This is a genomic window from Streptomyces daqingensis, from assembly GCF_014645895.1.
GTDB lineage: Bacteria > Actinomycetota > Actinomycetes > Streptomycetales > Streptomycetaceae > Streptomyces > Streptomyces daqingensis.
The window spans coordinates 25,285-37,797 of the sequence record NZ_BMMP01000030.1 but is presented as its reverse complement, the minus strand read 5'-3'; the positions used below and the strand labels follow the sequence as shown (position 1 = coordinate 37,797).

Annotated in this window: 9 protein-coding genes; 7 read left to right on the top strand and 2 right to left on the bottom strand. The window is 66.0% G+C overall.

Annotated elements, in window-relative coordinates:
- Window positions 1-525: 525 nt before the first annotated feature.
- From IEY56_RS27795 to IEY56_RS27770, 6 genes are all read left to right on the top strand, one after another.
- Complete coding sequence (locus IEY56_RS27795) at window positions 526-1,596, top strand: fatty acid desaturase family protein (protein ID WP_229712254.1); 1,071 nt, start codon at window positions 526-528, stop codon at window positions 1,594-1,596.
- Window positions 1,597-2,315: 719 nt separating this feature from the next.
- Window positions 2,316-2,627 carry a hypothetical protein gene (locus IEY56_RS27790; RefSeq protein WP_189040052.1) on the top strand — a complete coding sequence of 104 codons (312 nt, stop codon included), beginning with the start codon at window positions 2,316-2,318 and terminating at the stop codon, window positions 2,625-2,627.
- Between the two features lie 807 nt (window positions 2,628-3,434).
- A complete protein-coding gene (locus tag IEY56_RS27785; RefSeq protein ID WP_373292207.1) occupies window positions 3,435-4,001 on the top strand; it encodes a DUF5994 family protein in 567 nt (188 codons plus the stop codon).
- A 432-nt stretch (window positions 4,002-4,433) separates the two neighbouring features.
- Window positions 4,434-5,495, top strand: coding sequence for a fatty acid desaturase family protein (locus IEY56_RS27780; RefSeq protein ID WP_189040051.1), 1,062 nt, complete (start codon window positions 4,434-4,436; stop codon window positions 5,493-5,495).
- A gap of 1,046 nt (window positions 5,496-6,541) precedes the next feature.
- On the top strand, window positions 6,542-7,783 hold the full coding sequence (locus IEY56_RS27775; RefSeq protein WP_189040050.1) for a PP2C family protein-serine/threonine phosphatase: 1,242 nt from the start codon (window positions 6,542-6,544) through the stop codon (window positions 7,781-7,783).
- A gap of 1,230 nt (window positions 7,784-9,013) precedes the next feature.
- A complete protein-coding gene (locus IEY56_RS27770; RefSeq protein WP_189040049.1) occupies window positions 9,014-9,325 on the top strand; it encodes a hypothetical protein in 312 nt (103 codons plus the stop codon).
- Between the two features lie 76 nt (window positions 9,326-9,401).
- On the opposite strand, the gene IEY56_RS27765 is transcribed toward IEY56_RS27770, so the two are convergent.
- Window positions 9,402-9,977 (bottom strand): hypothetical protein, encoded by a 576-nt coding sequence (locus tag IEY56_RS27765; protein ID WP_189040048.1) that lies wholly within the window; start codon window positions 9,975-9,977, stop codon window positions 9,402-9,404.
- 193 nt (window positions 9,978-10,170) lie between these two features.
- Here IEY56_RS27765 and IEY56_RS27760 point away from each other — a divergent pair, with 193 nt between their 5' ends.
- A complete protein-coding gene (locus tag IEY56_RS27760) occupies window positions 10,171-11,082 on the top strand; it encodes an FkbM family methyltransferase (RefSeq protein ID WP_189040055.1) in 912 nt (303 codons plus the stop codon).
- Between the two features lie 266 nt (window positions 11,083-11,348).
- On the opposite strand, the gene IEY56_RS27755 is transcribed toward IEY56_RS27760, so the two are convergent.
- Window positions 11,349-12,056, bottom strand: a complete 708-nt coding sequence (locus IEY56_RS27755) for a GntR family transcriptional regulator (protein WP_189040047.1) — start codon at window positions 12,054-12,056, stop codon at window positions 11,349-11,351.
- Between the last annotated feature and the right edge of the window lie 457 nt (window positions 12,057-12,513).

The following is a 12,513-nucleotide window of genomic DNA, read 5'->3' as shown; positions in this document are numbered from 1 at the left end:
GCACTTCCTCGCCTTCACCAGCATCGCCTGCACCCTCATCTGCTACCGCAGACTCGCCAAATGAGACGAGCTCTTAGCCTCGATCATCATCCGCCGCCGCCTCCAACACAGACAGGGGCCGGCTCGCGACCATGCGCTACGGACATCTCCAGCCGAGCGAGGAGCGCCGGAGGACGGAAGGTCGTGGCATCCCTCCCGCACGCGTTCCGCCCCTGCGCGGACCGGTTCGCCGCGACAACTGTGACGGCGGCCGCGGCCGCCATCCGGCTCGGCGGCGCCGCAGCCGCCCCGAGTGACAGCACATTTGCCCGCGCCGTTGAACACCGCGCAGGAGGCGTCCCGGACCCTGGCTCCCTTCCCCTCCGACGAGGCATCTGATGAGCACTCACCGGCTCCCGTCCATCCCCCCCTGAGGATTCCCCGCTCTTGGATGCCGAGCACCCATCAGCCCGTAGTTCGCACACCCTCGCGGCACCAGCCGCGACGGCCACTGTCTCGCGCACCGGCGGCAGTGACTTCGCCCGGTTGTCGAAACAGATCGTGGCGGCGGGGCTCATGCGCCGGCGAACCGGCTATTACACACTGCGGATCACGCTCGTGGCAGCGCTCTACACCTTGGGCTGGGCCGCCTTCCTGCTTCTCGGTGAGAGCTGGTGGAGCCTGGTCGTGGGCGGGTACCTGGCGCTCGTCTTCGGCCAAACCGCCCTCGTGGCACACGACGTGGCACACCGCCAGGTCTTCCGCCGGCGCCGGGCCAGCGAACGCATGGGACGGATCGCCGGGAACCTCGGCATCGGCATGAGCTACGGCTGGTGGCAGGACAAGCACACACGTCACCACGCCAACCCCAACCACGAGGAGCTGGACCCTGACGTCACCCCCGACCTGCTGGTGTGGACCCAGGACCAGGCTCGGTCCGCCCGCGGGCCTGCCACGACTCATCGGGCGCTCACAGGCCTTCCTGTTCTCCCCCTGCTCACCCTGGAGGGCTTCAACCTGCACGTCTCCGGAGTCAAAGCCCTTCGAAACCGGTCGGTGAAACGACGGGGAGTCGAGGGGACCATGCTGTTCACGCACTTCGGCCTCTACCTGACAGCGCTGTTCCTGGTGCTTCCACCGAGCATGGCCCTGCTCTTCCTGGCAGTACACCAATGCCTTTTCGGCCTCTATCCGGGCTCCATCTTCGCCCCCAACCACAAAGGCATGCCGACGCTCACGGGCAAGAGCCGCCCGGACTTCCTGCGCCGTCAGGTGCTCACCTCACGCAATGTGCGCGGCGGGTGGTTCACAGACATCGCACTGGGCGGGCTCAACCACCAGATCGAGCACCACCTCTTCCCGAGCATGCCGAGCCCACATCCACGAAGGCGCAACCCACGTCAGGCAATACTGCGCACAGGTAGGCGTGCAGTATCTGGAGACGGGGCTCATCACGTCCTACCGGCAGGCGCTCACGAGTCTGCACAACGCCGGGGCACCTCTCCGGGCGGGCCCCCAGAGCTGACGCCCCAGCGCTGGAGCGTCATCTGCCGCTCCCGAGCGAGTGACGCGCCCCTGACGCGGCCTGCCCGACGTGCCGCCCGGGGAAGTCTCTGAACTGCGTGAACCGCTGAGATCCGTACGCCCTCCCACACCCGTATGTCCGTCAGCGCACCTCTCCCAGCCGACAAGAGCAACTCGCTGCAGATCCCATATACGTTCCACATCTCCCAAAGCCACGAGGACGAGACGCGCGTCCGTGCAGGTCAAGCCAAGGGGCGTGAGGTAACGGAACAGGCGTCTTCCATGAGGGTGGTCGGCCGCGGCGGCTTCGCCGAGTCGGCCTGCAAGGCGTGCGCTTGCGATCAAAGCGGAGCGGCCAACGGTCCACGCTGGGTTCACAAGGTGACGAACGGATTCGCCCGTCAAGGCAACCCGGACGGCAGCTCAGGATCATCCATGCGCGCAGCGACAGGTCTGGCAGCCGCCGCTTTCCTGTGAACCCGGCGAGCCCAGCGGCATGCATGCCGTGATCACTACCTCGCGAGCTTTTCACAGCCCAGGGGCTACGGTCGGGGAGCGTTGGCTGGGGAGTCACGCACCGGTCCCCTTGCCTCCCGGCACGTTGGCGAGGCTCCTGCCCAGGCCCCAGCGGGGCTGCTCGCCCGTTCGGCGCAGTCCCGTGCACCCGATGGGGTGCACGCTGTTTCACTACCTGGTGTGAAGCCAGCGGCTGACGCCGTGTTGTGGCGCTGGAGGGCAGCGCCTCCGTGCATAGCTACTCCAATGTCTTGCGGTCGTACGGATCGTGTTCAGTCCTAGGAATCGGAGAAGTCATGCGCAAGCTTCGCGAAGCTGCCCTGGTAGCCGCCGTGCTCGGTAGCGTCAGCATGGTCGGTGCCGGCGTCGCGACCGCCCAGGAGGAGACCCCGGTCGTCGTCGCCTGCACCCAGTCGAACGGCGACGACATCACGCAGGGCGACGTGGACGCTCCCCTCCTCACCGCGCTGACCCCGGGTGGCGGCGACGCCGACTCCCGCGCCCAGCAGAACAACTGCGGCATCGACGTCGAGGGCAACACCAACACCAGCGGCGACGCGGCCGGAGGCGACACCACCGGCGCTCTCGTGGCAGTCCCCGAGATCTGATCGCCAACGCGAGGAGCTACTGAGACAGCTCAGGGGCCGAGCCCCCAAGCTCGGCCCCTGAAGCATGCCGTCTCGAACCCGAAGCGCACGCCACCTGCTGCGACATCCCACCCCGGGGCGTTATAACGGGCCCCTCACCCAGGGGGTCGAGAAAGGACGAGAGGCCCGGCCTACACGCAACAGCTCCGCGTTGAAGCAACCTAGCCTCTGAGCCACAGCTCTCTCCTGAACCAGCGCCCCGGCGCGCCGTCCCGCGCGAGAGAGAAGCCCGACTCCCATCGCGACACCTGGGCTTCCGGTTCGGCGAACCCCTGATCTCAGATGTCCGTCGAACCGGATCAAGCCCACCCGTGCTGCCGTGCGAGGTGGTGCAGCCCGTGGTCGTGGCCCCGACCCATGGCCCGGAACCGCCAAAGAGGTCCGCACCGTAGATCTCGCTCGCGCGCGTTGGGCCTTTGAGAACGAGAGATGGGCAACTACAGTCCGGGCGCCCCGTCTGCAGCCCTGACCAGCTCGATCTCGGAGCGGAACTGTGGACTGACCCCGGCATCCCCGGCCGATTCTGCCCTGGCGAAGAGCAGGTCGAACTTGCCGTGTGCCTGGAGGGGCCCCGCGGCGGAACCGGCTGCGGGGCCCCTCCATATCTGCGCGGACGGGCCATGGTCGGCGATCTGCGACACGAGTGATCGCGGAGTACACTGGAGACACCGAGAGTTCTTCGAGTGTCGGCCGCCACGCTGGCTCCGTTCTTGGCGATCAAAGACGCTGGGCAGTGTCATCGCCCGGAGGCAGGCGCACGTCTTGAACGTGATCGCAGACCGCACACTGATGATCCACGAACCCTTCTCCGTACCGTCGGTGCGCCTCGCGCTGAAGCCCGAAGGCGTCCCCGTGGGTCTCCTTGACGGGGCATGGTGGCCCCACTCCCGCAATCTGCTACGTGAACTCCCCGCCCTCACAGATGTGCTGGACCTCTTGTGGGGATCCATCACACACATCACCGTGAATCCCGCGCATTGGCCGGTCATTCCTCGGAAGGTGCCTGTCAGCGGCCATGTGGTCAAAGCGGGGCGCTTCGAGCCCGAGCAGGACCGGCATCTTCTTCTGCTCCACTCCCACCATGGCGGGAACTGGACCTTGCTGGTGATACCGCCCCGGGCGACCGCGAACGCGGCCGCCCGCCTCATGGCCGCCGCGAGCGGCACGCCGGTGCACACAGCGCGCCCGTTGACTGCCGCAGACGACGCCCTGGAGGCGATGGAGCGCAGTCAGCCCCTCCGGGAAGAGGAACGGCAGTCCGAAGGCAGCGAAACAGCGGCAGCCATGGCCACCTCACGGGGCCTTCCCGCTCTGACCCGCTCCCGGGGGGTGTGAAGGATGGACGGTCTCGTCACTCAAGGCGTCGTGTTCGTTGTGCTTGCCTCGTCGATCCTGGTGATCCGTGTGGCGACTCGCAAGGCTGAACGACCGAGGGTGAGACGCAGCCGCTGGAACTGATGGGGGCCTGGGCCCGTTTGGCGCGCGGCCCGGCTTGCCGCCGGACCGCGCCCCCGGCCTCCCGCCCCCGGCGGGCTTAGGTAAGGCGGTGCTCCACGAGGAGTTCCGCTGCTGGTCCCGATTCGACCGCTGCGGTGCGGGGCAGAGCGGAGGCGTCCGGCTTCCACGTGTACGCCGTGACGGTTGCTGGGATCGCTCTACTTGCCGCTGTACTTCCGGCACTCGCCCGCCTTGCTCTCCGCTCCTCGACACGTACGACGGCCGCTCTCCCTGTTTTCGGAATGCCGCCGGAGGGTCACCCGTACAGGCATGACTCTCGACAATCCCGTACGTTCCGTACGCCCCCCAGCGGCCAAGCGCCCGACCGGGAGCGATTTCTCGCGGTTGTCCAAGCGCATCACCGAAGCCGGCCTGATGCGGCGGCGCCCCGGCTACTACGTGCTGCGCGTCGCGTGCGTGGCCGCGCTCTACGTCACGGGCTGGACCCTTTTCGTCCTCGTCGGCGACAGCTGGTGGACGCTCGCTGTGGCCTTCCTACTGGCCGTGGTCTTCGGCCAGGTGGCGCTCGTCTCGCACGACGTGGCGCACCGTCAGGTCTTCAGGCTGCGCAGACCCAGCGCCACGTTCGGCCGCCTCGCCGGGAACCTCGGCATCGGCATGGGATACGAGTGGTGGCAGGACAAGCACACCAAGCACCACGCCAACCCCAATCATGAGGACCTCGACCCCGACGTCGACCCCGACCTGTTCGTCTGGTCCCGGGAGCAGGCCCGGGTGGCGAAGGGCTTGCCGCGCCTCATCGGCCGCTCGCAGGCGTTCCTGTTCTTCCCCATGCTGCTGCTGGAGGGCTTCAACCTGCATGTGGCGGGCGTGCGCTCACTGACCGACCGCTCGCTGAAGCACCGGGCGCTGGAGAGCGTCACGCTGCTCGGCCATGTCGCCGTCTACCTCACCGCGGTCTTCCTCGTCCTGCCCGTCGGCCCGGCCGTGGCGTTCATCGCCGTCCACCAGTGCCTGTTCGGCCTGTACCTGGGATCGGTCTTCGCACCCAACCACAAGGGCATGCCCATGCTGCGCGGCGATGACCGCCCCGACTTCCTGCGCCGTCAGGTGCTCACCTCGCGCAACGTGCGCGGCGGCTGGTTCACCAACCTCGCACTAGGCGGGTTGAACTATCAGATCGAGCACCACCTCTTCCCGAGTATGCCGAGCCCGAACCTGCGCAAGGCGCAGCCGATCGTCGAGCGCTACTGCCGGGAACTGGGGATCGACTACGTGAAGACCAGCCTCGTCGCCTCCTACCGGCAGACCCTCCGCAGCCTGCACGATGCGGGCGCGCCCATCCGCGAAGCCGCCCGCAACGGCCGGTGACAGGGCGGTCCGCGGAGGTGGCTCAAGCCCTCGTAGGCCGGCCCCGGTGACGACGGCCTGACGAGCCCTGTCCTGTCTGTGGTCTGGCGCTGTTTCAGCCTCAGGAGCCCGGCCTCGATGCGTGCCGACTTCATTGCGGACTGGTTGGTTCGCCGGTGATGGGCTTCGCGGCGCGAGAAGCGGGGGCCGTCGCGAAGCGGGGCGGTAGACAGGAGCAGCGGCGGCCCTTGCCGCCGTGCCGCGCGACCTGCCTTCGGCGGGCCGCCTGATCACCTGATCCAGTAGGGAAAGTTGTCACAGCACCAGGCCGTAGCTGTGACGCGCAGGAACAGCGTCAGCCACACCTACGGGGACCGGGCCGCGTGGTCCTCGCGGTCGGCGGGCTCGCCCTCCGGGCTCTGCTTGGGACAAGGAGCGTCTTCCGGAAGGATTTCTCCCTGCTGGACACTGAGATGAAGGTCGGTCCGACTCATCGTCACGCAATCGGATGAATCGTTTTCACGGAGGCCCCGGGTCCGTCACCCGGGCTCCAGTGCTGATGCAGAGCACGCGAGTCTCATGATCCGGAGGGCATTGAGCTGGCCTGCGCCCTTGCACACTCGGCAGGCTTCGACGTAGGAGCCCTTACCGGTCATCACGGTCTGGCCGTCACCGGTAGCGCAGCAAGACGCACAGCGAAGGGGAGCATGACCGGGATACACGGAGCAGCACTCCTCGGCGATCACCTATCAGCCTCAATGGCGCAACGAGGCGGTAGGGGCTTAACGAGGCAGTGCGCCACCGGCTACGCATGCCCGAAGTGGGGCAGCCGTAGTCCCCCGCCCTGCGCCCCTCACACGGTGGACTCGGGCGGCCGGCAGTCGATGCGCGTTGACTCGGCGCGGACTGCTTGCCCTATCCGAGTCGAAGATCTTCTTCACCTGCTTCGTGGACGGGGCCGCCCGCCCCGGGACCGAGGTTCGCGGCATAGGAGTCGAGCCGGTCGCCCGCCCGGGCAACCGATCCATATCCGGTGCAGAGTGGAGGTGGAGTGAAAGGGCGCGGTTATGACACCAGAGGACCGGCGTTCCGAGGGGCGTCGGCTGGATCGGGCCGAAGGGTTCGGTGAGCGGCTGCTGGGTGTGCTGCTGGATCGGGCGCATGAGATGCCGCCGCAGTTGATCGCTCCATTGATCGCTGAGGAGGTGGGCAGGGTCGGCGGCCGGAATGTCTCGGTCCTACTCCAGGACTATGGGCAGTTCATGCTCGTGCCGCTGTCTGGCCGAGGGCTGGCCGCCAGCGAGCCCGAGCCGATCGCGCAGTCGCCTGCCGGGGCCGCCTTCATGCGCGCGACCGCTGTGGAGGTACCGCAGACGGACGGCGTACGGGTCTACCTGCCGCTGCTGGACGGCGGCGGGCAGATCGGGGTCATGATCGTGACCTTGGACAGCGTCGATGACGACGACCGGCGTCTGCTGCACAGGCTCGCCGGCCTGGTGGCCCACCTGCTGGTCATCAAGAGCGACTACACCGACCAGTTATTTCAGACCCGGCGCCGTCAGCCGATGGCCTTGGCGGCGGAGATTCAATGGTCGCTGCTGCCGCCTCTGGCGATGTCCGTCCCGCAGGTCGAGCTGGCGGGAATCCTAGAGCCCACCTACGACGTCGCCGGCGACAGCTTCGACTTCGCCCTCAACGACGACATCCTGCACGTGGGCCTCATCGATGCGATGGGCCACGGATTGGACGCCGCCAACATGGCGTCCATCGCCGTCGGCGCGTACCGGCACGCCAGACGTGCCGACGTCGGCCTGTCCGCCGTCTACTCCTTCATGGACGAGGCCATTGCCGACCAGTTCGGCCCCGAGGGCTTCGCCACGGCGCAGATGATGCGTCTGAACATCTCAACCGGACAACTGACGTGGGTCAACGCCGGCCATCCCGCGCCGCTGTTGATCCGCAATCATGAGGTCGCGGGGCGGCTGGAGTCCCCCACTACGCTGCCGGTCGGATTCGGGGGTGAAGATCCCCATATCAGTGAGCAGTCGCTCCAGCAAGGCGACAAGGTGCTGTGCTTCACCGACGGCCTGATCGAGGAGCACGAAGCCGGCGAAGAGCCTTTCGGTGAGGAGGCACTCATCCGCGCGGTCAACCGAATCGGGCAGGAGGAGGAAAGCGTGCGAGAAGCCGTGCGCGCGCTCTCTCACGCACTGAGGGAGAACCGGGGCTGGAGGACCAGCGACGACGCGACCCTGTTGCTGATGGAATGGCGCGGCGGCGCCGCCGACCACCTCGCCACACTGGATTGATCCCCGTCGCCCAACCGCTCGCCGATCAGCGAATGCAATGGTCCTCACCCGGCCGAGGGCCGCGCACCCGCTGCTGGCCCACAACTGTCGCAACGATGTTCACGAGGCCCCGGTAGAGCCGGGGCCTCGTTGCGCGTCATGAACGAAGGTGTCTCGAATCTGGTCCACGCCTGGTCCACACCGCGTGATCCAAAGTGAGATTCAGGCGAATCAGCGTGAGACGGGCTCAACGCCGAAGGGGTGCCCATCCTCGACGGGCACCCCTTCTGACCTGCTACTTCTCTGACCTCTGCGGAGGCGGTGGGATTTGAACCCACGGTGAGGGGTTACCTCACGACGGTTTTCAAGACCGTGCGACTTCCCGATCCAGGTGCACGCTGACCTGCATCGATGACGTCAAACTGCCGCTCCGTGTGCCTTCTTGGCCGGAGGTTGGCCGCAGATGCCTTCCGGTAACGCGGAGAGCCTCGCGCCAATGGGGACGGCAGGTCGAGGGGCGCAGCTCATCGACGGCCGCCAGCTACGGCTCCGGCCGGGACTCTGACTCTACTCTCGACCAACTCGGCGTTCGAGGCTGACGGTTACCGGATACCGCCAGATCTGCGCCCGCTGTGGCTGTCAGTGCCGGGGACTACCGTCATCACAAGGGCCCGGTTTGGACTCTCCCGTCCTGATAACCCAAGGGAGATCGCTAATGGCACAGGTTCGTGGTCATTACCGGAATGGCCGCTACGTCCGTCCGCACTACCGCCGCACCACGGGTGTGGGTGCTCGCACAGCTCCCCAGTCTCGTGTCCAAGCCCAGTCTCCGATAGGTCGCACGACCCAGGTTCGGGGTCACTATCGCAACGGCACCTACGTCCGTCCGCACCACCGCCGGGTCAGTGACACTGCTGTTGCAGCGGTAGGTGGAGGTGGTCTTCTCCTGTTCGTGCTGCTTCTCCTGGCCGTCCTGAGCGGTGGCGGATCGGCCTCGACGGGCACGCCGGAGAAGAACCCGACGACACCTGCCAGCCAGACCGTGGACTTACACAGGTAGGAAGTCGGGCGTTCGCCAGGGCCCCGGACGGGTGGGTGCATTCAAGGGGCCCTGGCAGTCCTGGAACCCATGCGCGAGCGCCGAGTCGTCGACATGCCTGCCCACGGGGCCACGTCGGATAGAAGGCATGCGCGGCCTTCGGCTTCGAGATACGCCCGATGTGCCCCTGATCTTGTAGATAGCCTTTCGCCATGACCGACGACGCAGAGACAGGAGCTCTTGCCGGCTCGTGGGAGAGCGATCAGAGGCTCATCACGTTCGTCAGGGCGCGCCTCCGAGAGTCGGAGCTCGAACGCCTTCAAGGTGAGGCGCATCGACTCGTACGGGCGAGCCAGCGGATAGTGGAAGAGTTCGTGGACCGTCGTCGAGCTGCGGGCCGTGACGGACAGCACGGGCACGAGGTGCTTTCCGGCACCGATGTGTGGGGACTGCGGATCGCCGTCACCTATCTCGCTGAGCTGTGGTCTGACCACGACGACTTTCGTGACGAATGGCGTCGCTGACGCCCACATCCTCTGTGGCTCGCACGAGCTCCGATCAGTGTTGCTCGACTGCTCGCCCACTGACGGGAACTGCAACTCAGGCTTCCGGTGTCGACTCTTCATCCCTGCGCTGAGCGGGCGGCAGCAGTAGGTCTCGTTCCGGGTGGCTCTCGCCCGTCACGTTGCCCTTGACGCCTAGATCCTCACGGGCGGCGTCGTGAAAGTTGTTGATCGCTTGAAAGGCGGCTCTGTTCTTCGCGCGCCACTCAGACAGGGTTCCTGACCGCCTGCCGTTGGCCTGCCAATCGACCTCGATCGCCGCGGCGTTGAGACGGTGGCCAGCTTCCACCACTTCGTCATCGCCAAGCAGCATGACCCGCTCGAACGCGCGGCCCCTGAGTCTGCTGGCGGCGTCCATCTCCGTGAGGATCTCGTGCTCTGGCTTGTGGCTCTCGCGTATGTCTTCCTTGTGCTCGTACAGCTGGACGGCGAGGAAGATGCAGGCACGGACACGGTCGACGTACCCCTCGTACGCGTCGAGCTTCTTGTCGTCCCACCTTGTCAGCAGCGCGTGTCGGTTGCGGCTTCTCTCCAGCATGTAGTTCGTCAAGTGCGTCATGAGCGCCCCGAGTAAGACGGCACTGATCGTCACAAACTGCTCGCCGGTATCCAAGTCGTCTCCCCGGAACGGAAGTTGTCATCCAGATGTCCAGAGGACCTTACGAGAGGGGCGAGAGCGCTGTCCTCGTAGGGCTGTTCTTCCACCCCCATCGCGAAGTACGTCTGGTCAGCCCGATGCGAGGGCAATCGACAGGACAGTTCCTGGAACTACCGTGCCCCTAGAACTCGTGGAGAGGCTGATGGGCATGCGAGGTTCGGGAGCCCCCTTCAACCTGTGGCGCTGGTACCTACGGAACGCGCCGGGATCGCTGGGGACGGGGGCAATCGCAACGCGTTTGAACTCCTACCTGATGGACCATCCTCGGAGCGCCGTCGTTCCTGCACATTTTTCTGCGCACCTTGAGGTCGACACTGTGGACCTGATTCAGCGCTTCCTGTACATGTTCGGCGTCTGGGAGCCGCACCTGACGCACTGGCTCCAGCAGAGGTTGAAGCCCGGAGACGTGTTCATCGATGTCGGCGCCAACATCGGGTACTTCAGCGTGCTCGGCTCTTCCCTCGTCGGTCCTGACGGCCTAGTTGTGGCTGTGGAAGCGTCGCCGACGTTCCATCGCAAGCTCTCGGCTCACGCGCACTTGAACGACTGCGGGAACCTTCGGCCGATCAACGCGGCCGTGTCGGACAAGGAAGAGACGCTGAGATTGATTCTGGTGAGCTCCCGCAACATGGGAGCGAGCTCCGTCGTTCCGTACGTTGGTCCAACGGAGTCCGAGGTCGACGTCGAAGGACACCCGTTGCCGCAGCTGCTCAGCGACAAGGAGTTAGAACGAGCACGGGTGATCAAGATCGATGTTGAAGGTGCGGAAGGGACCGTCGTCCGGAGCTTGAAGCCGGTACTCGGGCGGCTCCGTTCCGATGTGGAAGTGGTTGTCGAGGTGACCCCGAAGCGGATGAGTTCACTCGGTGATTCGGCCGATGAATTGGTGAAGACCTTCACAGACCGCGGCTTCCGTACGTACCGCTTGATCAACGACTACGACCCCAGGAGCTACCCGGCGGCCATCCGTCACCCTCGTACTCCTGTGCGCTGGGACGGACCAGTCACGGAGGAAATGGACCTGGTCTTCTCCCGCGTCGACGCCCGGGCCCTCCCCTGACCCGGCTGAGCCCTCACGCGCATTCACGTGAGGGCTCAGCTCTTCGTCATTCGTCAGCTCTCCGGAGGCCACAGCTCAAGCTTCTCCAACTCCTTCGCCAGCCAGGTAGGAGCATAGGAACGGCCGGCGTACTCCTGCGCGCAGGGCGTGGGGCAGGCATACAACCCCCAACCGGGACCGGAACCGCTTTCGATGATGTCAACCAGGATCAGGTTCCCTGACGGCTCCTTGCACAGGACGCACTGACTACTCCCGCGCATAACCGATCACCTCCCCGCCGGCTCTGCAAGCGCTGTGGAGAAGACGACTTCGACACGGTCGCCCGGCATCACCAGATGCGCACCCTCGGCGACTCTTCCCTGGTCGTCCACCGCCGTCCGTTCGATCACCAACACGGTTGCGCCGGCTGCCAAGTTGAGGCTTTCGGCTTCGTCCTGACTAGGAAGCCGACTGACCACCCGCTCACTGATTCGCGCGAGTCGTACGCCGGCAGCCTTCAACCCCTGACAGATCTCGGCGCCCCAAGGCACATGTCCTGTAGAAGCAGTCAGGAGGTTCGACAGTTCGAGCGGTACGTAGATGCGGGCCAGGCCGTACGGTTCCCTGTCCCGCATGGCGATGTAGAGGTACTCAGCCAGCTCGGTGCCCGGCTCGACCTGCATCAGGGACGCGACTGGGGCTTCGGCGAGAACTGAGCTGGGCTTCACGTAGTTCTCGATCTCGACGCCGTCCGTCGGCTGGTCCAGCTGCACACCGCACCGGCTGACATACGTGACCCGGCGAGGGGGGCGCCGTACGAACGAGCCCCTGCCGTGGAACTTCTCGATGAGCCCCTCGGCCTGTAGGACGTCGAGCGCTCGCCGGACGGTCAGCCTGCTCAGTGCGTACTCGTTGGCAAGTTCTGGCTCTGTGGGCAGTTGGTCGCCGACGCTCAGGAGACCTTGGGCGATCCGCTCGCGGATCGAGTCGGCCACGCGTTGGTATCGGGCCATGGTCACCACCCCCTCCCCCGCATACGGACAGCCGCAAGCCGAGTGCGGATATGCATCGTCAAGGTCTCTCCCGTTTCGAAGCGCAGCTGCTTCGCCTGGTGCGGTAGCGCGACCATGTCTGCCACCTCGAAGGGCTGACCCCCGATCTGGATCACGTCCCCCGGACGTACGGTTTCCGACGAGATAGAGACAACTGGCCCGGTTGTGTTCGGCGTTGCTCCTTCGTACCGGGGGTGGCACCACGTGCAGGTGCAGATCTCATAGATCACGGCTGACGAACGCGGTACGGGTCTGGGGTTGCCCTCGGTGCATTCCGTGTGCGTCCCCATACGGCAAGCGACGGAGACGTACGGTGCGGGCCAGTCCCGAGTGTGCTGGCGCGCAGGTCTCATCAGCGAACCTCGCCAATGCGCGGCTCAGCGCCGCCTCTATACGCCGG